Origin of the sequence: Shewanella denitrificans OS217, assembly GCF_000013765.1 — a bacterium.
Taxonomy (GTDB): domain Bacteria; phylum Pseudomonadota; class Gammaproteobacteria; order Enterobacterales; family Shewanellaceae; genus Shewanella; species Shewanella denitrificans.
This window is the reverse complement of sequence record NC_007954.1, coordinates 1,538,952-1,561,508: the sequence shown is the minus strand read 5'-3', so window position 1 is coordinate 1,561,508 and position 22,557 is coordinate 1,538,952. Positions and strand designations below refer to the sequence as shown.

Annotated in this window: 21 protein-coding genes and 2 pseudogenes; all 23 read right to left on the bottom strand. The window is 44.3% G+C overall.

Going from position 1 to position 22,557, the window contains the following annotated elements:
- Positions 1-17 precede the first annotated feature (17 nt).
- The 23 genes and pseudogenes from flhA to SDEN_RS06865 all read right to left on the bottom strand — a co-directional run bounded on the left by flhA (position 18) and on the right by SDEN_RS06865 (position 22,549).
- Positions 18-2,117, bottom strand: coding sequence for a flagellar biosynthesis protein FlhA (gene flhA, locus SDEN_RS06975; RefSeq protein WP_011495784.1), 2,100 nt, complete (start codon positions 2,115-2,117; stop codon positions 18-20).
- A gap of 99 nt (positions 2,118-2,216) precedes the next feature.
- Positions 2,217-3,350: a flagellar biosynthesis protein FlhB gene (flhB, locus tag SDEN_RS06970; RefSeq protein ID WP_011495783.1), complete on the bottom strand. Its 1,134-nt coding sequence runs from the start codon at positions 3,348-3,350 to the stop codon at positions 2,217-2,219.
- Between the two features lie 57 nt (positions 3,351-3,407).
- Positions 3,408-4,211, bottom strand: a complete 804-nt coding sequence (fliR, locus tag SDEN_RS06965; protein ID WP_011495782.1) for a flagellar biosynthetic protein FliR — start codon at positions 4,209-4,211, stop codon at positions 3,408-3,410.
- A 3-nt stretch (positions 4,212-4,214) separates the two neighbouring features.
- A complete protein-coding gene (gene fliQ, locus SDEN_RS06960; RefSeq protein WP_011495781.1) occupies positions 4,215-4,484 on the bottom strand; it encodes a flagellar biosynthesis protein FliQ in 270 nt (89 codons plus the stop codon).
- An 11-nt stretch (positions 4,485-4,495) separates the two neighbouring features.
- Complete coding sequence (gene fliP / locus SDEN_RS06955) at positions 4,496-5,239, bottom strand: flagellar type III secretion system pore protein FliP (RefSeq protein ID WP_011495780.1); 744 nt, start codon at positions 5,237-5,239, stop codon at positions 4,496-4,498.
- Entirely contained in the window at positions 5,239-5,640 is a 402-nt protein-coding gene (gene fliO / locus SDEN_RS06950; RefSeq protein WP_011495779.1) for a flagellar biosynthetic protein FliO, read from the bottom strand. Before fliO ends, fliP begins: the two co-directional genes overlap by 1 nt.
- Before the next feature lie 95 nt (positions 5,641-5,735).
- Positions 5,736-6,119, bottom strand: a complete 384-nt coding sequence (gene fliN / locus SDEN_RS06945) for a flagellar motor switch protein FliN (RefSeq protein WP_011495778.1) — start codon at positions 6,117-6,119, stop codon at positions 5,736-5,738.
- Positions 6,120-6,128: 9 nt separating this feature from the next.
- Positions 6,129-6,644: pseudogene (locus tag SDEN_RS06940) on the bottom strand (FliM/FliN family flagellar motor switch protein); the annotation flags it as partial.
- A gap of 273 nt (positions 6,645-6,917) precedes the next feature.
- Entirely contained in the window at positions 6,918-7,934 is a 1,017-nt protein-coding gene (locus SDEN_RS06935; protein WP_011495048.1) for an IS110-like element ISSde4 family transposase, read from the bottom strand.
- Positions 7,935-8,011: 77 nt separating this feature from the next.
- Positions 8,012-8,536 (bottom strand): annotated as a pseudogene (locus tag SDEN_RS06930) (flagellar motor switch protein FliM); the annotation flags it as partial.
- A gap of 43 nt (positions 8,537-8,579) precedes the next feature.
- Positions 8,580-9,101 (bottom strand): flagellar basal body-associated protein FliL, encoded by a 522-nt coding sequence (gene fliL / locus SDEN_RS06925; protein ID WP_011495775.1) that lies wholly within the window; start codon positions 9,099-9,101, stop codon positions 8,580-8,582.
- Positions 9,102-9,243: 142 nt separating this feature from the next.
- Positions 9,244-10,731: a flagellar hook-length control protein FliK gene (locus tag SDEN_RS19765; RefSeq protein WP_011495774.1), complete on the bottom strand. Its 1,488-nt coding sequence runs from the start codon at positions 10,729-10,731 to the stop codon at positions 9,244-9,246.
- A gap of 162 nt (positions 10,732-10,893) precedes the next feature.
- Positions 10,894-11,340 (bottom strand): flagellar export protein FliJ, encoded by a 447-nt coding sequence (gene fliJ, locus SDEN_RS06915; RefSeq protein WP_011495773.1) that lies wholly within the window; start codon positions 11,338-11,340, stop codon positions 10,894-10,896.
- Between the two features lie 71 nt (positions 11,341-11,411).
- Entirely contained in the window at positions 11,412-12,752 is a 1,341-nt protein-coding gene (gene fliI, locus SDEN_RS06910; protein ID WP_011495772.1) for a flagellar protein export ATPase FliI, read from the bottom strand.
- Positions 12,721-13,848, bottom strand: coding sequence for a flagellar assembly protein FliH (fliH, locus tag SDEN_RS06905; RefSeq protein WP_011495771.1), 1,128 nt, complete (start codon positions 13,846-13,848; stop codon positions 12,721-12,723). The genes fliI and fliH overlap by 32 nt, the downstream gene beginning before the upstream one ends.
- 64 nt (positions 13,849-13,912) lie before the next feature.
- Positions 13,913-14,959 (bottom strand): flagellar motor switch protein FliG, encoded by a 1,047-nt coding sequence (fliG, locus tag SDEN_RS06900; RefSeq protein ID WP_011495770.1) that lies wholly within the window; start codon positions 14,957-14,959, stop codon positions 13,913-13,915.
- On the bottom strand, positions 14,946-16,634 hold the full coding sequence (fliF, locus tag SDEN_RS06895; RefSeq protein ID WP_041406120.1) for a flagellar basal-body MS-ring/collar protein FliF: 1,689 nt from the start codon (positions 16,632-16,634) through the stop codon (positions 14,946-14,948). The genes fliG and fliF overlap by 14 nt, the downstream gene beginning before the upstream one ends.
- Before the next feature lie 44 nt (positions 16,635-16,678).
- Positions 16,679-17,020, bottom strand: a complete 342-nt coding sequence (gene fliE / locus SDEN_RS06890; protein WP_011495768.1) for a flagellar hook-basal body complex protein FliE — start codon at positions 17,018-17,020, stop codon at positions 16,679-16,681.
- A 286-nt stretch (positions 17,021-17,306) separates the two neighbouring features.
- Positions 17,307-18,647: a sigma-54-dependent transcriptional regulator gene (locus tag SDEN_RS06885; protein WP_011495767.1), complete on the bottom strand. Its 1,341-nt coding sequence runs from the start codon at positions 18,645-18,647 to the stop codon at positions 17,307-17,309.
- Positions 18,640-19,710 carry a sensor histidine kinase gene (locus SDEN_RS06880; RefSeq protein ID WP_011495766.1) on the bottom strand — a complete coding sequence of 357 codons (1,071 nt, stop codon included), beginning with the start codon at positions 19,708-19,710 and terminating at the stop codon, positions 18,640-18,642. The genes SDEN_RS06885 and SDEN_RS06880 overlap by 8 nt, the downstream gene beginning before the upstream one ends.
- A 261-nt stretch (positions 19,711-19,971) precedes the next feature.
- Positions 19,972-21,405 (bottom strand): sigma-54 dependent transcriptional regulator, encoded by a 1,434-nt coding sequence (locus SDEN_RS06875; protein WP_011495765.1) that lies wholly within the window; start codon positions 21,403-21,405, stop codon positions 19,972-19,974.
- 391 nt (positions 21,406-21,796) lie between these two features.
- A complete protein-coding gene (gene fliS, locus SDEN_RS06870) occupies positions 21,797-22,207 on the bottom strand; it encodes a flagellar export chaperone FliS (RefSeq protein ID WP_011495764.1) in 411 nt (136 codons plus the stop codon).
- Between the two features lie 6 nt (positions 22,208-22,213).
- Complete coding sequence (locus tag SDEN_RS06865; protein WP_011495763.1) at positions 22,214-22,549, bottom strand: hypothetical protein; 336 nt, start codon at positions 22,547-22,549, stop codon at positions 22,214-22,216.
- Positions 22,550-22,557: the final 8 nt, after the last annotated feature.

Sequence of the window (22,557 nt, the reverse complement as noted above, 5' to 3'; positions counted from 1 at the left end):
AAAATTCTGTGTCATCGCTATTGCCCCACTGCCGATACGATTCGAATTTGTTTTTCATCGGGGATTTCTTGGTATGAAATCACCCGTAAATTCGGAATTGTGTACTTTACAAAGCGTGATAACGTTGACCTTAACATACCTGATGTCAATAAAATGGCTGGCTGTCCGACCATCTCTTGCTTTTGCGCTGCACTTAATAACGATTGTTGCATCCGCTCAGCAAGACCAGGTTCAATATTTGGACCATCCCCCCCCGTCGCTTGCATTGACTTATGCAACATCTGTTCCAACTCCGGCGCCAATGTTATGACAGGGATTTCTAATTCAGGGCCTGAAAGCTCTTGCATGATCATGCGCTTGAGTGCGATGCGCACAGCAGCGGTTAATACTTCGGTGTCCGCACTCTTACTTCCGTATTCTAACAGGGTTTGCACTATGGTGCGCAGATCTCTGACAGAAACCCCTTCATTAAGAAGATTTTGCATCACTTTAACTACGCTGCCTAAGGGCATAATATCAGGAATAAAACCATCGACTAACTTAGGAGACTGACGAGCTAACATATCCATCAGCTGCTGAACTTCTTCGTATCCAAGTAATTTAGCCGCATTGTTGGTTAATACTTGGCTGATGTGAGTCGCCACTACGGTTGCTGTATCGACGACTGTGTAGCCTAAGGTTTGTGCATGCTCTCTTTGCTCTGCGGTTATCCAAACGGCTTCTAAGCCGAATGCGGGATCTTTGGTGTCGATACCATCTAGCTTGCCATAGACTTGACCTGGGTTAATAGCAAGCTCACAATCATGCCTTACCTCGGCTTCACCGACCACAACACCCATCAAAGAAATCCGGTAAGCATTAGGCGATAAATCTAAATTATCACGAATATGTACAGCTGGAACCAAAAAACCCAACTCTTGAGACAGCTTCTTACGCACGCCCTTGATCCGTCCAAGCAGCTCGCCACCTTGACCTTTATCCACTAAGGGGATCAAGCGATAGCCGACTTCTAAGCCTATAGTGTCTACATGACGTACATCATCCCAGCTGAGATCTTTAGGCTCTTTATCTTTAGCTTCACTAGGACCATTCACTGCCAGTGCTAATGCAGTTTCTTTCTTTTCTTTAATGCGCTTTTGGATAATAAAGGCTGTGCCAGCGGTAATGGCGGCAAAACTTAAGAAAGCAATATGGGGCATACCAGGAACAACGCCCATAGTGAAAAGTAAACCGGAGGCAATGACTAACGCCTTAGGGCTATCAAACATTTGGCTGATTAACATCTGCCCCATATCACCAGACTCATTCTGGCGGGTAACCATCAAGGCGGCTGCAATAGAAAGTAATAGTCCGGGGATTTGCGCCACTAGGCCATCACCGATTGTCAGTAGAGTATAAATTTCAGCAGCAGTAGAGAAATCAAGACCGTGCTGCACCATACCGATAATAAAACCACCCAGAATATTGATGACTAGGATCATGATCCCCGCGATCGCATCCCCTTTTACGAATTTCGATGCACCGTCCATCGCGCCATAAAAATCGGCTTCTTTAGTCACCTCAGCTCGGCGTATTCTAGCTTGTTCTTGAGTTAACACCCCCGCATTTAAGTCGGCATCAATAGCCATTTGCTTGCCAGGCATAGCATCCAAGGTAAAGCGAGCACTCACCTCTGAGATGCGACCCGCGCCTTTTGTAACAACGGCAAAGTTAATGATGATAAGGATTAAAAACACGATTAAGCCCACGGCATAATTTCCGCCAATAACCACAGAGCCAAACGCTTCGATCACTTTACCCGCCGCATCACCGCCATTGTGACCTTCTAGCAACACCACTCGGGTTGAGGCCACATTGAGTGCCAGCCTTAGCAAGGTTGCAATGAGTAGCACGGTCGGAAATGCAGCAAAATCAAGCGGTCTGTTGCTATAAATAGCGACCAGTAATATCACTAGGGCTAAGGAGATGTTAAAAGAAAATAAGATGTCGAGCAGGAAAGGCGGTATAGGTAGAACGACCATGCCTAACGCAGCTAATACCAGTAAAGGTGTACCTATCCCTTTAAAGGTGCTGGGGCGGATCGACTTTATTTGCCCTAACGCGGCTTTTACTTCCATTGGCAATTGACCTTAATGCTGCATTTTTGACACTGATAACAGTGAAAAGCAAAAAACGAGCCAATGATTAGAAATCAGTTTAACTTTAAGGTCAATCAATTAATGTTTTAGTTCATCTGGAATAGGCTGGCTGAGTGGAATAGGCTTAGGTCGTCTGCCTTGACCTTTTTGGAATGCTCTTAATTGGAACACATATGCTAATACTTGTGCCACTGCAGTAAAGAGCCCTTCCGGAACTTGTTGATCTAACTTAGTCGTATGGTATATCGCTCTAGCTAACGGAGGAGCCGATACAATAGCAACGTCATGTTCACGGGCAATGGCCCTTATTTGGAATGCCACCTCATCAATGCCTTTAGCCACCACAAATGGCGCCGTCGAGCGGCTAGCATCGTATTTTACCGCTACCGCATAATGTTCTGGATTCACCACAATCACGTCCGCCTTAGGCACTTCGGCCATCATGCGTTTTTGAGCCATCTCCCTTTGCATCTGCCTCACTCGTGCTTTAACTTCAGGTTGACCTTCTGTGTCTTTATATTCATCTTTGATTTCTTGTTTGGTCATTTTAAGCTGTTTATTGTGATTCCAAATTTGAAATGGCACATCTATGATCACAATAAGTAATGTAGAGGAGCATAAAAGAATGAACATCCACACCAATAAATCTAACGCGTGGTAAGCATTATTGGGTAAATGGTCATTGGATAATTGCAGAATATCAACGAAATAGAAGTCGAGTAAAAAATAGGCAGAAAAAGCCACTACAGAGAATTTGGCGATACCTTTTGTCAACTCCACCAAGGCTTGCGTGCCAAACATGCGCTTAAACCCGCTCATGGGGTTCATCTTGCTTCCCTTTGGCATAAACGCCTTAACGGAAAAATTAATTCCGCCTAAAACGATATTACCCAGAAACGACACTACCGCCAGCATACCAATAAAACTTAATAAAGGAATTGCCAACTCAGTACCGATCACTCCCCAGACTCGAAACATGGAGTTAGTGTCAAAAATCTGTGCCCTTTCCATGGTTAAAATCTGTTCCATGATCCGAAACAAACTTTTGGCCAGTGCAGGTCCCGTCATCATAAACCCCACTGAAGAGGCCAATAGTACGGCCGCTGTTCCTAGTTCCTTCGAACGAGCTATCTGTCCTTTTTCCCGCGCCTGCTCAAGGCGCCTCCCTGTGGGTTCCTCTGTTTTTTCTTGGCTGCTATCATTCTCGGCCATAATTTATCCTAAAACGCTGTTGCAATAAGAAAGCTTAACCATTGATACCACTAACTACTAGAAAACAGTGGCTTCATCCAGTTGGCAAGTTAGACTAAGCAAATCACACATTAAGACTTGGGCCGCATACCACACCTCATCGAAGTGAGCCATAATGGGTCCAAGAGTCAACCATAAAATAAGCAAACCGCTGACCATGGTGACAGGGAAACCAATGGAAAAAATATTGAGTTGCGGCGCTGCGCGAGTCATCACACCAAAAGACAAATTAATCAATAGCAAGGCAACTATGGCAGACATAGACATGGTTAATGCCGCGCCAAACATATAACCGCCCCATTCAGCCAGTATCTTATAGTTCGCTATTTCTATCCCTTGGTTTGATACAGGAATAGATTCAAAACTTGCCACTATCATGCGAAACATCAATAAATGCCCGTCTATTGATAAGAAAATCAGTGTTGCTAATAAGAGAAAAAAGTTACCTACCACAGGGGTTTGCTCACCAGAACCAGGATCCACCATAGAAGCGAAACCTAAGCTTGTTTGCATACCGATAATTTGACCTGTCAACACAAAGGTTTGCATCAACATTAACGTCACAAAGCCCATCACTGCACCAATGAGTATTTGCTGCAAAGTAATAAACACGGCGCTAAAAGCGAACAACTCCACATTTTTGATTTCAGGCAGTACAGGCGCGATAGCGAACGTAAACGCGACGGCTAACATCAGCCTAACTCGTGAGGGAGTGGTATTGGCACCAAATACCGCCATGATCATTAACATGGAGGAAATACGAAATAGTGGCCATAGGTAGGCTGCTATCGTTTGACTGATTTCATCAAACAATATTTCCATTGGCTAACCTATCACTTGGGGAATAAGGTTCACCATCTGCAGGAAAAAATCCATCATGGTTTGCACCAGCCAATGCCCTAAATACATCAAAGCAAATAAGGTAACTAAAAGACGTGGTAAGAAACTTAGGGTTTGTTCATTAATGGATGTCGCCGCTTGAAACACCGCCACAATCAAACCGATAAATAAACCTGGCAAAATAATTGCCGACACAATAAGTACGATGACAGATAAAGCTTCACGAAATATATCAATCAAGGCTTCAGGAGACATGGCACAGCTCCTTAAATACCAAAGCTATTCGCTAAGGTGCCCATCACTAGGCTCCAACCGTCTACCAGCACAAATAGCATGATCTTAAAAGGTAATGAAACGATCATAGGCGACAGCATCATCATACCCATGGCCATTAAAATGCTAGCCACCACAAGATCTAACACTAAAAAGGGGATAAACAACATAAACCCTATCTGGAAAGCCGTTTTTAACTCACTGGTGATGAACGCTGGGATAATCACGCTCATGGGCGCTTCTTCGGGGGATGTGATTCCCTTATAACCCGAAATTTCAACAAAGGTTTGCAAATCAGTCAATCTTAACTGAGATAACATAAAGCTTTTTATCGGCAGCTTACCCACTTCATAGGATTGTTGCAGTGTCATGGTTTCATTGATATATGGCTCAACGGCCTCGGTATAAATCTTATCAAACACTGGCGACATGATAAAAAAGGTCATAAATAGGCTGATGCCTATTAACACTTGATTTGAAGGTGTCTGCTGCAAACCCAGCGCTTGGCGCAGGATGGACAACACCACGATAATGCGGGTGAATGACGTTAACATGATAACCATGGCAGGAATAAAGCTCATGGCCGTCATCAAAATTAAAATCTGCATGGTCACAGAGTATTCTGCCGAGCCATCGGCGCCCGTTTTCACTGTGACAGCGGGCAAGATGCCTTCGGCAAATCCTGCAGGAGAAAAACCTAAACCAATTAGGAGAGCAAGCCCCAGCCAATATCGCATTATTGACTCTCCTTAGCCTGTTTTAGCCGCTGAGCAAATGACTCACTCTCGACTTTGACTTGAGTTTCAAGTTTTTCAATTAAATTGATTTGTGAACTTGTAACGCCTAACAAGTATTGCTTACCATTGACTTCAATCAACACCACTTTTTCTTTTGGCCCCATAGAAGCCACGGCGATAGATTTAATTACACTGTGCTGAGAAGGCACTAAGTTGAGCCGTTTCACAATATAAGCCAACACAAAAATGATCGCCAGCACCACAATTAAGCCACCCACCATACTGGCCATTGAAGCGATATGAGATGTCTCTTGACCAGCACTCATCAGAGGCGCTGGCGTTTGGGATACTGCGGCATTCACTGCTGCAACAAGGGGGAAACTTAATAACACATCTAGCACTGTGCACTCCTTGTAGACTTGAGAAATTAAAATGAGGTCAAGCGACCTCATTCATCATATTCTCTTCAATCTAGTTAAGCTTAATTTTGTTGGAATTATTTAAGCTTTTTAATACGCTCTGTCTGGCTGATAACATCGGTCAATCGGATACCGAATTTATCGTTTACCACCACCACTTCACCATGGGCAATCAGGGTGCCATTGACCATCACATCCAGCGGCTCGCCGGCGACACGATCAAGTTCAACCACAGATCCCTGATTAAGCTGAAGCAAGTTACGGATACTGATAAAACTGCGGCCCACTTCCATTGAAATAGTCACAGGAATATCGAGTATTGAATCAAGCTTAGCCGCTTCCTCTTTGGTTATTGGTCTAGAATCATCAACTAATTCATCAAGTTCTATTTGTTGTGCTTCTTCAATCGCTTGCTCGGCCATGGCCGCAGCCCAATCATCACCAGTGTCTTCTGTACTCATTACATCACCTTATAATTCGGAAATATCACGGCCTTTACTCTTACGGGTCACCAACTGTAATTCAGTTTTAACCGTCTCTGGGCGGGCAATTTTTTCGCTGATCTTCAATGCTAAATGGTCCCTGGATTTGCCCATCTTACAACGATAAGTTGGTAAATCTTCAATACGCATCATGATGTGCTCAGGCAATTCAATAGGAATAATATCGCCAGCTCTTAAGCCCATCACATCCCGCAAGGTTAATTCATGCTCAACAATGTTGGCATCAAAACCCACTTGCACATCCATGATCTCATCACGTAATGCCTGAGACCAACGCATATCTGTATCTTGTTTATCACTTTGCACCCCCGCGTCCAACAATTCACGGATAGGTTCTATCATAGAATAAGGCATAGTGATGTGGAAATCGCCACCACCACCGTCAACTTCAATATGAAATGAGTTAATCACCACAACTTCGGTTGGGCTAACAATATTGGCCATTGCAGGGTTAACTTCAGAATCAAGGTAATCAAATTCAACATATATGGACCCATCCGGTTTGCAAGGCATTCGATATTAATTTTGAGAAGAGTTCATTGCACCCATATATTCGGCCTATTTATGAGATTACCTCTGGCCCTGATGGATATGTGCTTCTACTTTCCTTATCATCCTTACGGCTTCTTTAGAGCCTATGCCGAAAAAAGGTTTTAAGTAGATCAGTCTGACTGTCTCATCATCAAATCAAGTGTCTAAGCAACTTGGTGGTTGGTAAAAAATTATCGTTAAAACATCAACATCGGCTTTGGATCTTTATACTGCCATCCGATATTCATCCTCTCTTGCTGCAATGACCCATGCTATTCGCGCTAGCTTGTTAGCCACTGCAACGCAAGCTCTGTTAAATCCTCGCCTTTCTGCAAGTGCTATTGCCCAGCGACTAAATCTATCTCCTTTACCATCACTATGGTAAAGGACAGCTCTTGCTCCATGGATAAATAAAGTTCGAAGATAAGCATTGCCGCGTTTACTGATCCCCAGCAAATTATCTTTACCGCCACTGCTGTGCTGTTTTGGCACTAGGCCGCACCATGCAGAAAAATGCCTGCCATTAGTAAAGTCTTTGCCTTCTCCTACTGCGGCATAAAATGCAGTTGCTGTTACAGGACCGATACCTGGTACACTTTCTAAACGCTGACATACATGATTGTTCTTCGTCTCTTGCTGCACCTGATTGTCACAGCGTTTAAGCCGCTCCTCGATACCGTTAAACTCTTCGTACAGTTGATAGAAAATGCTTCTACCTTTGGCGGTTAACTCATTGTCGGCGTTTTCTAGAATATCTGGCAGTTTTGACCTAAAAGACGCTTTTCCTTTTGTGATGACAATCCCGTACTCAGCGAGCATTCCTCTGACCTGATTAACCAGTGCAGTAGACTGCTTGCTAAGCCTTTCTCTCATTCGGTGTAACATCTGAATATCTTGTTGCTCTGCGGGCTTAGGTTGTACAAAGCGCATGTTAGGTCTTTGGGCTGCTTCCGCTATAGCAAGTGCATCGTTATAGTCATTTTTATTTCCCTGCCTGTAGGGAACAACATACTGAGGTGCTATTAATTTGACTTGATGGCCTACTTTCTCAAATTCCCTTGCCCAGTAATTTGCTCCACCACAGGCTTCCATGACGACCAGGCAGGGCTCTATCTGAGCAAGAAAGTGGAGCAAGTCTTTACGCTTTATCATCTTCTTTTTGACTAGTTTTCCCGCTTTGTTTACACCAACAAAATGAAAAACAGACTTTGCGATATCTAAACCAACTGTAGTAATCTTCATGGTGGACCCGTCCTCTTTGTTGATGAGTTTTAGCAACTACATCGTGGCCCATTGCGAGGCCGATTAAAAGTGGATGGGTCCATTCCATTATCCATGACCGGTGCCCAGGCTTCTTTATAATCCTCGAAAATTATTTTAAGGAGCAATTGGACAATTCGACGCTCTGTGGGCGTAAACTCACGTCCTTCAATTTTCGCATGAAAACGGCCATCACCACCAAAAAAGTTGTCCACAAGGATAAAGACTAATCTCGCTTCCATGGTGATTAATGCAGTACCTTTCAATGGGCTAAAACGCACCATATTAAGACTGGTGGGTACAAATAAAGTGTGTACATATTCACCAAACTTCAACATTTGAACGCCATTAATGGAGACTTCTGCAGCTCGGCGCATCATGTTAAACATGCTGATCCTAAGGTGACGCGCAAAACGTTCGTTGACAATTTCAAGGGTGGGCATACGCCCACGGACAATCCTGTCTTGAGAAGAGAAGTCATAGGAGCGCGCATCCCCGCCATCGTCATCGACGTCATCTTCATCTACATCATCAACGCCGTGTAACAGCGCATCAATTTCGTCTTGGCTTAATAAATCACTCACATTATTGCCTTAGAATTCCATTTATGGGGAATGATCACACAGATCATTGCATCACAAAGCCGGTAAATAACACCTTTTCAACCACAGTACGTCCAATGACAGGTTGCAAGGTGTTTTGCACATTTAATAGCGCTAATTGCCTTAATTCATCTTTACCGGCTTGAGTACTCAATTTTTGCACATCTGCGCCACTAAAAGTCGTTAATAGCGCATCTTCAATCAATGGAATATGCTTTTGGGTTAATGTCCCATCATCACTACCACGAACCATTAACTGCACTTTTATTTCAACAATGCGAGGGCGATCGGCACCTGGAAGATTAAATAAAAATGGCCTTGGCATACTGATATAGTTAGCTTCTGCGACAGGGGCTTTGACTGCCGGGGCTGCCGCTGAACTCGGGTCTGAATCAGGGTCGGCAACTGGGGCGTCACTTGAGCCCATCAAAAACCATAAACCTGCGCCAATAACAAGCACTAACACTAGGCCTATACCGCCAAAAAGAACCAACTTGCTCTTTCCTTTACCTTCGTTCTTTAGTTCTAACGATTCTTCATCTGCCATAATATTTTCCGTCGGGGTTAAGGCTATCAACAGGTGGCTTGTTGAAGTTATTTGTCTAAAAATATCCCATAAAGCACACATATCTCGCTTAATTATATAGACTATTCTGCCTTAGATGTTTACCTGTGTATAGGTTACCTTCTTATGCATAATAATCTATAGCTGAATTAGAATGGCTGGTACGATTTGCCACCAAGTTCGCATCTTGTGCTGCATTATCATCCAGTTGTTCATGGTCATAGGCTCCTCCGCTCGACTGCTGACCTTTTTCTCCTCGACCACCATCGCCCTGAGACACTTGGCTGTCAGTCAATTGCATTCCTTCTTGAGCTAATAAATCACGTAATTTGGGCAGGGCTTGTTCAATCAAATCCTTAGTTTGTGAATGAACCACTTGAAATTGCACCTGAGTCTGATCGCCCTGTACACTAATTTTCACTAGCATATGCCCAAGTTCTGGGGGATCTAAGCGAATTTCTGCTTGCTGTATGCCCTTGCTTACCATGGTAACTAATTGCTGCTGCATCACAGGAGAGAACTTTTTGATCATCTCCTGCATTTGTATGGCGCCTTCACTGCCTTGCCTTAGAGATAACTGAAATTGTGGCACTTCACTCTTATGTGCAGGTGTTAAACTCGACTGATTCTGCAATGCTTTTAAGCTGGCGTTGTTATCAACTCGATTGTCTGCTGAGTTGCCATCGAGCTCAGCAACCGCCATTGCTGAACTTATCCCTTGATTTAATTCAAACTTTCTCGCCATTTGCGTATCTAAAGTGACATTGAATTCCGCTTTTGCTAAATCTGCTTTAGGAGCATCAAGGTTAGCAGCATCGACTTTCGCCGCCTCTATTTTGGCTAGCTCTGCGGCGGCGAGCTTAGCATCAGTCACGCCAGACGATTTCTCACTGCCTAATATATGCAGTTTATCGTTAGGTAACACGCCAACTTGTAATTTATCATTGGGGATCATCTGAGCAGCAAACTCATCATTCTCAGTCCCTAGTGACTCACCTTCTGTGGCAGACGTATTTACAGCTGCGCTAGCCATTTCTTGTAGCCACGCAAGAATGTTTTGCGGTAATGCGATTGGGTCTATGGAATTAGCCGCTGCGGCCGTATTATAACTTTCCACCAAAGCCGCGAGCTCTTCAGCTGAAAGCTGAGCCAATGATTCGACATCTTGCTGTGCAAAAACAGCTAATGCCAATTGCTCATCATTTGAAAGTTGCGATAAAAAATTATCCGCTGGGACTTCAACATCAATCTTTATGCTGTCTTCTATCTCTGCAAGCTCTGGCGGCAAATCATTGCCGACACTTGCTTGACTTTGATCATAGGTATGACTCACGCCCGTTAAATCGATTTGAGCCAAGATAAGCTCGAGATCAACTGCTGACTCATCTTCTGAAATGATGTCACTCTGAGCCGATGAAAAGGCGGCACGAACGTCTACAGCATGATTCCCTGAATCGTATTTACGCTGTGTAAAACCTTCATTATCAAGGTTAGAGACTTGATTTAATGCAGTTAAAAATGCATCTGAGCCCGAACTTGAGGATAACTCGGCTGAAGCTGACTTGCCCATTTTAGCGCTTGAACCCAGTAAAATATTGCTCATTTGTTCCATGGTTATCTCCAAACATGCGTTATCGACTTGGCACAGGGGATTTGATTATTAATTGCAAATGAGTGCCACGAATATAACAAAGCAATTATAGTGCCAAACTGAATATCAAACTGAATTCACCAACAAAACTCCCAAACCTCTTCTATTCAAGCACCTTAACAATTAATGCCTTGGCTTTTTACGGATAAACTGCTGCATGGCAAATTCGTCAGACATTTTTTGTTCACGAACATTTTCAATATGCGCCCGCTTGAGCGCTTTTTGTTCTAACAACATTTCTACCGCTTTTCTTTTTTGCTGCTTTTCTTGCCAATTATGTTGGCGGTAAAGCACTTGTGTTTCCGCATCTTTAACGGCATTGACTTGCTGAGTAATGGCATTATCCACTTGCTTGATGAACTGATGAAACTGCGAGTAGTGGTTCGCACTTAAGGTTTGACCTTGGTGCTGTGACATTTGCTTCATATAATCGAGGCGATAATTATTCAGCACATCCAATTGTGCTTGGTATTTTTGCCTGTCTGATTGAGTAGACTTAAGCTGTAAAGCCGCTTTTTCTTCCGCCTCACAAGCCAGTTTAAGTACAGTAAACAGCGGGTCATTTTGCATAGATAAACACTCAAATGTGGATTACTAAGCCAAAGCCGAATTGCCAATATCTTGACACCTGTTACATCAGGCTAAACCTGACACTGGGCGGCGATTTGGCTCATCATCAATTGGCTGTCATCGAAACTAATGGCTTCTTTAAACCCTTGACGCAAAAATGCATTCATCGCAGGCTGCAATCGAATGGCATTATCGATGCGCGGATCGCTACCTTGGGCATAAGCACCGATGGAAATTAAGTCTCGATTTTGTTGGTACATGGAATACATTTGCTTCACCCTTCGCATCGCTTCAAGGTGCTCATTACTGATTACCATTGGCGCGACGCGACTGATGGAAGACTCGATATCAATGGCAGGGTAGTGGCCTGAGTCGGCAAGGCGCCTTGAAAGCACAATATGGCCATCCAAAATGGCTCTAGAAGCATCGGCAATGGGATCTTGCTGATCATCGCCCTCAGTTAACACGGTATAAAATGCGGTGATTGAACCTTGACCCGGGCCACCATTTCCGGCGCGCTCCACCAAACGAGGCAGCTTAGCGAACACTGAGGGGGGATAGCCCTTGGTGGCGGGCGGTTCACCGACGGCTAAGGCAACTTCGCGCTGAGCCTGAGCATAACGAGTTAGGCTATCCATCAATAACAGCACGTTATAACCTAGATCACGAAAGTACTCGGCAATACGCGTTGACGTTTCACACGCACGAAGGCGCATCAAGGGAGATGTATCCGCAGGCGCGGCAACGACCACTGAACGGGCACGGCCATGTTCGCCTAAAATCTCTTCAATAAACTCTTTGACTTCTCGACCACGCTCCCCCACTAGCCCTACCACAATAATATCGGCTGTAGTACCGCGGGTCATCATGCCTAAGAGCACGCTTTTACCGACGCCCGAGCCTGCAAACAAGCCCATTCGCTGACCTTTACCTACGGTTAGCATGGCATTAATGGCTCTCACTCCCACATCAAGTGGCTCAGTGATAGCACGACGTGAAAGCGGGTTAATGCTAGGACCATGACGAGAAGCATGTTGATCGGTATTGAGTGCACCCAAGCCGTCGAGGGGCAAGCCATTGCCATCTAACACTCGGCCTAATAAGGATAAGCCCACATTAAGGCCTGATTGTTCCCCAAGGGGTTGCACTCTGGCACCTGGCAGCACGCCTCTGAGTTCCTCAATAGGCATGAGGTAAAGTAACTTGTCGTCAAAGCCCACCACTTCAGCGATCAGTTCTCCCGCCATGGTCTCGATAGAACAAAGACTACCCACGGGCGCCCGGCAACCGCTAGCCTCTAATGTCAGCCCCACCACCCGCACTAACTGTCCACTGGCAACAGGGACCAATGGACTGACTCGTCCGGCATGAGATTTAAGCTTATTCAGGAGTTGATGTTGACGGCTGAGCATCCTTGTTCTCCTTAACGACGTCATCGTCAACCGGGGACTCTTGCTGTGGGTTTGTTGCTAACTCGGGGGTTCTACCTTGGTCTAAATGGTTTTTTAATGCTTCGCTGCTGTCAACTTCAGAAGTGTTAGCTGTATCAACCTCTTCGATAACCTCTGCCATTTCAGGAACTGGTGTGTCTTGAACCTGAGGTGCTGCTGACTCTAAGCCTTGAACAGATTCGCCTGCTTCTTTAGCTGCACTTGGCAAAGTGTCATCGACTATCTCTGTGGTATAGCCCTTATCATCACCTTTATTGCTTAGAATGTTAGCTTCTATGCCTAATGATTTCTGCTTCAAGTCTTCTAATATTTGGCTCATGCGCTCTTCAACGCTTAAATCTACGCTTGAACGTACACTGTCGATAATGCAATCACCCGTTGATAAAACAGGGTCGACATCGAGCTGCCAGCGATTCTTGTCCAATTGCTCTTGGCTATAGAATTGACTGATAAGCTCCGCATCTTCCTGATTAACGCGTATTTTTATTTGCTGCTCTTTGATAGGCAACGCATTGATACCTTGGCGCAGCACCGCAAGAATATGCTCGGGATGGGTTTTGACTTCATTGATGATAACCGCTTTGCTTAAGGCCAATACTAGGTTCAACAGCTCTAACTCAATTTCTTGATCTAACACAGTTAGTGGCTTTTCAAACTGTTCTACTATGCTGCTAAAACGCATGACTAAGGCATCGGCTTCAGCTTTACCAGCTTCAAAACCTTGCTGCTCACCTTGTTCTAGTCCTTCTTTATGACCCTGCTCTAAGCCTTCGAGCCGTCCTTGCTCTAACCCTGTCTGATAACCTTCTTCTTTACCTTGATCAAACCCGTCTTTTTCTGCAACGGCGCGCATCTCTTCGAGTTGTGCCATTGTCATCGGCTTGGGCTCTTCCTCAATAGTTTCTTCAGCGATATGTGGCGCAGGTTTTTTACCAAACATGTTTGATGGACCCTGAGGCTGGTCATCTGTCATATCTGGCAAGTGCCAATGACTGAACTCAAGCTCATCATCAACACTGTGTACATGCTTAAAACGATTCAATTTCGATTCAGTCATTCAGTTACCGCTTATCAGACATATTGATTAAAGAACTAGATTATCACAGTTTAAACTCTTGATTTTAGAGGAAGTCATCACCGCCGCCACCGCTGCCCAGCATGATTTCACCGCTGTCACTTAATCGACGTGCAATAGAAAGGATCTCTTTCTGCGCAGATTCTACTTCGCTGACACGGATGGGACCCATGGCCTCAAGATCGTCACGTAACAATTCTGCCGCACGCTTAGACATATTACCCAATATTTTCTCTCTGAGCTGATCATCAGCTCCTTTGAGTGCCTTCATTAATACATCTTGCTGTACTTCACGTAATATGGCTTGAATACCGCGATCATCAACGTCAATAAGGTTTTCAAATACAAACATCATATCTTGAATTTGCTGTGCCATCTCTTCATCGGACTCACGCATGGTTTCCATGATCTGACTCTCAATGCCAGTATCTAAGTAATTCATAATGTTAGCAGCTGCTTTTAGGCCGCCCATTTTGGCCGCTTGTGCGCCGCCTTGGCCTGCGAACTGTTTCTCCATGATATCATTAAGCTCTTGCAATGCCGCTGGCTGTACTTCTTCAAGGTTAGCGATACGCATCATAAGATCAAGACGGGTATTCTCTGGGAATTGGCTGAAAATTTCCGCCGCTTGATCCGGCTCTAGGAACGACAATACTATGGTCTGGATCTGTGGATGTTCGTTTTGAATGATGGTAGCCACTTGCCTTGCATCCATCCATTTTAGAGACTCAAGACCCTTAGCGCCGCCGCCCATAATGATTTGTTCAATAAGGTTGCCGGCTTTATCTTCACCCAGTGCTGCGGTTAAGGCTTTACGAACGAATTCTTCACTGTTAAAGCCAATAGATGAAAACTTTTGAATGTCGTCCAAAAATTGTTTATGAACACTAATGACTTTTTCTTGACCAAAATCATCCATGCCCGCCATCGCCATGCCCACTTTTTGCACTTGTTTAGGTTCCAAATGCTTTAAAATCGAAGCGGCATCGCTCTCACTCAAACTGAGTAATAAAATGGCCGTCTTTTCAGTGCCGGTAAGCGATATAGGTGCAATTTCGCCTTTTTCTGGCGCGTCTGTTTTATTTTTGGGCATCTTCTAATAACCAGTTTTTCACAACTTGAGTTGATAGCTCGGGTTCATTGGCAACCAGGGCTCTGATGGCTTTTATCATATCATCATCTTTATGAAGATTTGGAATATGAATTGAACCATCGTCCGCATAACTGTATTCAGCTTCTTTAGTATTGAGCATGCCGAGAGTATCTGCTGCATATTGATCTTCAATTTCAGCTAATTCATGCCCCAGACGAGTATCATCTGGCATGTTAACCCCTTCAGGGTCGATGAGACGCCTTAACATAGGTCTCACTACCGCTAAGATAAGCACTAAGATAACGATGGCGCCAATGCCTAACTTAATCGCTCGCCAAAACCATGGCTGCTCCCACAGATCTGGCGCTGGCAGTTCCTCTAATAATTGGTCCATAAAGGGCACAGTAACGACTTCTAGCATGTCACCCCGTTGAGCACTAAAGCCCACAGCACCTTCAAGCAATCGACGAATATTCGCTAACTCTTGCTCTGTACGCGCCACTCTTGTAACTTGACCATCTTCACCGGCAGCACCCGCTTTAAAATCAATTGCGACAGACACACTGACTCTTCTCACTACGCCAATTTGCTGACGGGTATGGCTAATTGTGGTATCCAATTCAAAATTACGGGTGGCTTCTCTGTGCACATTGCCATTACTGGCCACACTTTCTGTGGCTTCTCCCGCATTTTCAGGAATGTCTGACTCCATGGGCGGTTGATTGCTCAAGGCCCCAGGAATGCCCCCTACCCGTTCACCATTGGTGTTCGTTTCTATGGTCATTTCACTGCGAAGTGCAGGCAAATCTGGGGCAAAACGCTTGGCGGTTTGCTCGATAGCAGTAAAGTCCATGGTCACATCAACTTCTGAGGTGAAGTTCTCAGGACCAAGAATAGGCATTAAAATAGATTCGATTTTCTTGCGGTATTCCGCTTCTTGATTTTGCACTAGCTCGAGTTCACGACGTGCTCGAGCCGACGCGCCATCTTGACTGCCTGAGTTGAGAAGTCGTCCATTGGAGTCCGTGACCGTAACTCGCTCAGGCTCTAAGCCTTGCACGGCAGAGGCAACGATATCCACAATAGCGTCGATTTCTTCCTGACCCAGTGAACCGCGTCTTACATTTACCACGACTGTGGCACTGGGTTGAGATTGATTGCGGGCAAAGACGTTTTCTTTAGGCAGCGCCAAAATCACTTTAGCTCGGCTCACGCTCTTTAATTCTTCAATCACTCGGGCGAGGTTAAGTTCTTGACTGTGCTTGAGCCTAGCTTGCTCCATCCTTTGGCTTACGCCAAAGCCACTGTCTTTACTCAAATAGTCATTGGTATCGACGTTACTTTCAATACCTGCGCGGCTTAAGATTAATTTAATATCTTGGTATTGATCTTCTGGCACCTTGATAACATCGAGCTGAATTTCGTATTTGATCTGATTTTTATCCAATACATCGAGCACTTGGATCATTTCAGCTGTATCCATTTTACCCAAAGGACGATACTCAGGCTCTTGGGCCCACATCATCACGAAAACGGCTAATGCTAAACAGACAGCCAAGGCCAAGATCATGGTTATTTGGCGCAAAAAGTCAGTACCGCCAATATTGCTCATTAATCCTGACTTGTTCTCTTGGCCTACGCCAGAGCCATCTGCAGTATCTGAACCAACAATGATATCTGTGCTCACATTCAATACCTACTAATTGAGTGAAAAAATGCCTAAACAGGCATGCTCATGATTTCTTTATAGGCTTCAACAAGTTTATTTCTCACTTGTACTGTGGCCTCAAATGCAACGCCCGCTTTCTCTCTGGCAATAACCGTATCAGATAAGCTCACGCGTGTGTCGCCCATATCTAATCGAGTCGCTAAACTTGCCGAGTTTTGCTGTAGTCCATTGACACTGCCGACGGCTTGAGACAAGAGTTGTCCAAAATCAGCCCCTTGAGTGTTATTCACTTGCTGGAGCATGTTTGGACGAATACCATTAGTTAAAGATGGGGTGATTTCACCGCGAAGTGACTGCATTTCTTGCAATAATGGGTTTGCGTTTATTTGCATCTTGAGCTCCCTTTCGTCGGAAAGTTGACGAACAATACCTAGTTAACAAGGTTAGTGCAAATTAAATGCCAAGACGGGAAGATAAATAGAATTAATCGCATAAAAAATCTACTCACTAACGGGATGAGTAGATTAAGTCGTTGATCTTATATTAAAGATATTGAAATGAATTTTCTTTGCAGAAAGCAAGCTTGCTCAAAAAGGAGCAAAGCTGGCTATGGCCATATGGCTTGATATGACAGGGGCTTCAGCCTATTTAGATACTCCACGGCTCAGACAATTCACCCTAAGCTGGCAGCTCTATGCCCATGTCTCTCATTTTAGCCATCTTGTACCTTAAGGTGCGAGCACTTATGCCTAAGCGTTCAGCCACATCTTTACGGCTACCATTACATTGAGTTAACGTCTCGAGAATGATCACGTGTTCTTGTGCTTTTAACTCATCGCCTAACCCTTCTACTTCCACTGTTTTTAGGGCCATGTTGGCATCACTGCTCAGGCACATATCCCCTGAATCAAGAATGATGTCATCAAGGCCAATTTTATCGCCGCAATGGAGGATCATCGCCCGTTGAATAACATTATCTAATTCGCGTACATTGCCAGGCCATCTATGGGCTAACAAGCGTCTAGTGGCGTTTTCATCAAGCTCTGGCACAGCTGCGGTGCTGGGCGCATGCTTTTGGATCAAATGTCTGGCTAAAGGTAGGATGTCTGCAGGCCTTTGATTAAGCGCAGGCCAAACTAATGGGAATACATTAATACGGTAATATAAATCCTCCCTGAATGCACCGGATGATGCCATTGCTTTTAGATCGCGATTCGAGGTTGCCAATACTCGGACATTGAGTTTTATCGTCTTACGGCCGCCCAAACGTTCAACTTCTTTTTCCTGCAAGACTCGCAATAATTTAGCCTGCAGGCCTAATTCCATTTCAGAAATTTCATCCAACAACAAGGTACCGCCTTGGGCTTGCTCGAACTTACCAGGACAAGCCTGGTAAGCGCCAGTAAAGGCCCCTTTCTCATAGCCAAACAAGGTTGCCTCTAACATGTTCTCTGGAATGGCTGCGCAGTTTATGGCCACAAACGGCTCATCACTACGGGAACTATGCTGGTGAATGTATCGGGCAAGCACTTCTTTTCCTGAACCACTGGGGCCCATTATCATCACTGACGCATCCGATATCGCCACCCGCTGTGCCAAGGCTAACAAGGCATGACTTTTTTCATCGGCAACCACTGGCTGCTGGCTATCATGCTTTAATGGCAAATAACGAGAGACTTGATTAAGCAATACTTCAGGTGCAAAAGGTTTGGCTAAATAATCCACAGCACCCAGTTTCATCGCATTAACGGCGCTATCTATGGTGGCATAGGCTGTCATTAATAGCACAGGTAGTTTGGGGTGAGACTGCTGCAAATATTTAAGCAAGCCTATCCCGCCTACCCCCTCCATTTGCACATCACTTATCACCATATCAAATGAGGTTTGCTTGAGTGCCATGATGGCCTCTTCTGCAGAGGCGACATCAACGCAATCGTAATGTGCCAACTGCAAGGTATCTAATAGCGCTTCTCGCAGGGCATGATCATCTTCTACCAATAATAATTTAGCTTCAGACATGAGCTTGCTCCTTAGCATTGGATACATTATTTGATTGGGGAAATGATAAGCGGATAAGGCAACCCATGGCTTCTTGGGATGATATTTGCAAACTACCACCATGACTTTTTATCACCGACTGCACCACTGCAAGCCCGAGGCCAGTTCCTTGGCTCTTGGTGGTAAAAAATGGCTCTAACACTTGCTGCTGCATCGAGGGGGCAAGCCCTCGGCCATTATCCATAACATCTAGAATTAACATGCCGTCTTTGTCCAACGCACTAAGGTGCACTTTGTTGGCCCCCGCTTCGAAGCTATTGACCACCAGATTATTAATTGCAGAGCTTAAGGCACTGACATTGGCAGATAAAATAAGTTGCGAGCAATTACTAAAACTCAGTAAGCAGTTTTTTTGCTCTGCTATGGGCTCACAATTGGCAAGCACTCTTTGAATAACTTGCCCAAGCGTCACGTCTTCAGCTGCGTCTTCCTGCCGACCTTTAGCCATTAACAGCATATCGTTAACTTGGCGCTCAAGCTCATTAAGTCTGTCAATCAGCTTTGACTGAAACTTAGCCTTAACTGTATCGCTCAGCTTAGGACTGGCTAAATTTGAGGCGTAGAGCAAGGCGGCCGACAGTGGCGTGCGTACTTGATGAGCCAGGGTTGCAACCATTTTCCCTAAGGCTGAGAGCCGCTGTAAATGGGATAAATTCTTTTGCAGTAATCTTGTTTCGGTCAAATCTGTCAGCACAATTAACTGTCCGGGTTCTGGCGTCAACGGAGTAATCGCAAGCTTTACACGACGTCCATCCTTAAGTGACACTTCATGACCATCATCCTCTTGAGGCGCAAAGGCGCGGTGGATAATGTCTAGCCAGCGCATCCCTTGAAGAGGGCGGCCAAGTAGCTCAGTGGCAACAGGATTTGCAAGTGTAACAACACCATCACCATTTAAAATCACCACACCCGATGGCATAGCCTGCAAGATATGCGTCATCTGATTGGACATGTTAGCGGCCTCATGTGAAGCGGTGATATCGAATGTTTGAGCGGATTGCCTTAATCCGGCCTGATCTGCCACAGCCGAGCTGTATTTAGCTTTAGATCGATTCGAACTGGCTGCTAAAACCTTAGCCGTGAGAGGCAAAGCTGATGGTGCTTGGCTTGCTTTAGGGGCTAAATGCATGGTAACTCCGTCAAAAAACTTACTGTTAACGGCTTAAATGCATTTATCATGCCAAATAAAAAAGCCCACATCTGTGGGCTTTAACTATTGAATTTAAATAAAATATTACTGACTCGAACATTAAGCTAACGCAGTAAACATCTTCACAGCCTGTTGCTAATCTTTAGACATACCGTATTTGCGCATTTTTTCTACCAAGGTCGTTCTGCGTATCCCCAGCATCTCAGCCGCTCTAGCAACTACACTGTCTTGTTGTTCTAAGGCTTGGCGGATCATATCAATCTCAAGTTCAGCTAATAAATCTTTAAGATTAACCCCTTCAGGTGGAAGCTCTGAGGGGAATCGAGTCTCAGGCAGTTCTACCGGCTCTTCATCGCTGAATATAGAAGCTAACGCGTCACGTTCGAGCTGTTCTTCATCAATTTCCACGCTGTATTCAGGAACATCAATATAACGGTATTTATTTGGTAAATCGTTAACATCCACTAAACCGCCAGGGAAGAGTATGGTTAAACGCTCCACCAAGTTTGACAATTCTCGGACGTTACCCGACCAGTTATGTTCCTTAAGTGATTCGATGGCGCGCTGGGTAAAACGCACTTTACCTCGGCCTTCGTTGAAGACACGACTAACGAGCTCTTGCAACAACAAGGGCACATCATCACGGCGCTCGCTCAGCGCTGGCATTTCGATGGGGAATACATTCAAACGATAATATAAGTCTTCACGAAATTCATTTTCCACTATCATGGATTCAAGATTTCTGTGAGTTGCCGCCACTACGCGCACATTGGTGCTAATGGTTTTTGAACCACCCACACGTTCGAATACTTTCTCTTGTAAAACACGCAGTAATTTAACCTGCATCTGCATTGGCATATCACCAATTTCATCAAGAAAGAGTGTACCGCCTTCGGCAAGTTCGAAACGACCTTTACGAGAAGAGATAGCGCCAGTAAAAGAGCCCTTTTCATGGCCGAACAATTCACTTTCCAGTAACTCTGCTGGAATTGCACCGCAATTGACGGGAATAAAAGGCCCATCGCTACGCTCAGATAAATAATGAATGTTACGGGCAACCACTTCATTGCCTGTACCTGATTGACCCAAAATAAGTACAGTGGCATCAGAACTTGCGACCTGATTAATGAGATGCCTCACATGGGCAATACCATCGCTGCGTCCCACGAGGCTTCTGAATAATTTAGTTTGATTGACACTGGTAGGTACTTGTGGTTTTTTTGCTTGGCCATAAACCTGACAAAAATGCAGCAATTCAGTGAGCTGAGGGTAATTGAAGGGCTCATCAATATTACCAAGAACGTTAGCGCTAACTAATTCATCCTCACCATCGAGTAATAATATAGGTTGCCAAGGTATGGTTTTTTGCAGCGACTTAAGCGTATCAAGCGACATCTGCTTATTAGCCACCACTAACGCACGAAAGCGGGTGTGCTCTGTCAATGATGAAAGCTTCTCTGAAGCGATCAACTCGCACTGTTCACCTAGAAATTCGAAAATACAGCACAGACGCGTTATGCGCTCTGAGGGGCTGGCGACGATTAGGATCCGTTGTTCTATTTGCATCATTGATAAGACCGAAACTCGTATTGGTGTTAAATTAACATTTCTACTGTCATGTTTAAGGTGGATCTGCCTAAGATAAAAACCACAAAAAAACCGTTTTAGGCTTAAAATTCACTTAACACTTTAAAATAACAAATATAGCTTAACTCGGCTGCAGAGAACGCTATGTTTAACACCATCTTGTGTTAAAAACATCATCAGTGAGACTGCAAAGTTAACATGAGGTAAATATTGTATTATCAAAGCGCGAGAAGCAAGCATCAGTTGTTGCTAATCACGATCTCAGTGAATTTTAGGTCATAATTGCTGATTTTACACACAGAAGCGTCAAATAAATGACGATAAATACAAAAGAGCCCGTTAAAAAGGCTCTTTAGATAGGAGGTCAAATGAGTTAGTTTTTCTCAGAATGAGCAGATATATGGTGCTTATCTTGTGGGATGGCATCCCAAGCTTCTTTAATTTCTCGTAATATATCACACACATCATCTATCGCTTTTACATCATTATTTATGTTCGCTTCTGTGATTTTTCTAAGCATAAAATCATACAAGTCACTTAAATTTTTTGCGATTTCACCACCTGCATTCATATCTAAACTATTATTTAGGCCATTAATGATCCCTATCGCTTTACCAATAAAAATCCCTTTATTTGCCATATCTTTATTTTCTATTGCATAACGGCTCTGAGCCAAACGTTCTAACCCACCAGCAAACATCAACTGTACAACTCTATGAGGTGAAGCGATCGAAATTTCATTATCTAATGATACTTTTCGATACGATTGCAAAGAACTTCTCATAAATACCTACCTATTTGAATCTATATTTTTATACACATTGATTTGACGACGGTTTTTTTGACCCAAAACAAGCAAATCACGCCTATGCAGCATCGCTTTCTTGACTTCATCCAGATACGTCTGAGTTAACTGCCATTGCTTTTCTAGATAACCTCTATCAGTAATTGATTCATTTTTGATGAGCTCATCTAAGCAAATTTGACGCTGCAAAACTAACTCATGCAAATTTGATACCAAAAGCTCTGTCCCTTGATCCTCTGCAGGAGTAACCTCTAATTGAAGTAGTATTTTAGTGAGTTCACTATTTATATCATCGAGTGCAATAGCATAATTATCATTCAAACTCGGCC

Excerpts from the sequence above, each read along its gene's own strand:
- SDEN_RS06875 (WP_011495765.1), bottom strand. The coding sequence starts at position 21,405 with ATGATGCAAATAGAACAACGGATCCTAATCGTCGCCAGCCCCTCAGAG.
- fliN (WP_011495778.1), bottom strand. The coding sequence starts at position 6,119 with ATGAGTACAGAAGACACTGGTGATGATTGGGCTGCGGCCATGGCCGAG.
- fliJ (WP_011495773.1), bottom strand. The coding sequence starts at position 11,340 with ATGCAAAATGACCCGCTGTTTACTGTACTTAAACTGGCTTGTGAGGCG.
- fliH (WP_011495771.1), bottom strand. The coding sequence starts at position 13,848 with ATGACTGAATCGAAATTGAATCGTTTTAAGCATGTACACAGTGTTGAT.
- fliE (WP_011495768.1), bottom strand. The coding sequence starts at position 17,020 with ATGCAAATAAACGCAAACCCATTATTGCAAGAAATGCAGTCACTTCGC.
- SDEN_RS06885 (WP_011495767.1), bottom strand. The coding sequence starts at position 18,647 with ATGTCTGAAGCTAAATTATTATTGGTAGAAGATGATCATGCCCTGCGA.
- flhB (WP_011495783.1), bottom strand. The coding sequence starts at position 3,350 with ATGGCCGAGAATGATAGCAGCCAAGAAAAAACAGAGGAACCCACAGGG.
- flhA (WP_011495784.1), bottom strand. The coding sequence starts at position 2,117 with ATGGAAGTAAAAGCCGCGTTAGGGCAAATAAAGTCGATCCGCCCCAGC.
- fliR (WP_011495782.1), bottom strand. The coding sequence starts at position 4,211 with ATGGAAATATTGTTTGATGAAATCAGTCAAACGATAGCAGCCTACCTA.
- SDEN_RS19765 (WP_011495774.1), bottom strand. The coding sequence starts at position 10,731 with ATGGAACAAATGAGCAATATTTTACTGGGTTCAAGCGCTAAAATGGGC.
- fliP (WP_011495780.1), bottom strand. The coding sequence starts at position 5,239 with ATGCGATATTGGCTGGGGCTTGCTCTCCTAATTGGTTTAGGTTTTTCT.
- fliI (WP_011495772.1), bottom strand. The coding sequence starts at position 12,752 with ATGCTCAGCCGTCAACATCAACTCCTGAATAAGCTTAAATCTCATGCC.
- fliS (WP_011495764.1), bottom strand. The coding sequence starts at position 22,207 with ATGAGAAGTTCTTTGCAATCGTATCGAAAAGTATCATTAGATAATGAA.
- SDEN_RS06935 (WP_011495048.1), bottom strand. The coding sequence starts at position 7,934 with ATGAAGATTACTACAGTTGGTTTAGATATCGCAAAGTCTGTTTTTCAT.
- fliQ (WP_011495781.1), bottom strand. The coding sequence starts at position 4,484 with ATGTCTCCTGAAGCCTTGATTGATATATTTCGTGAAGCTTTATCTGTC.
- fliG (WP_011495770.1), bottom strand. The coding sequence starts at position 14,959 with ATGCCCAAAAATAAAACAGACGCGCCAGAAAAAGGCGAAATTGCACCT.
- fliL (WP_011495775.1), bottom strand. The coding sequence starts at position 9,101 with ATGGCAGATGAAGAATCGTTAGAACTAAAGAACGAAGGTAAAGGAAAG.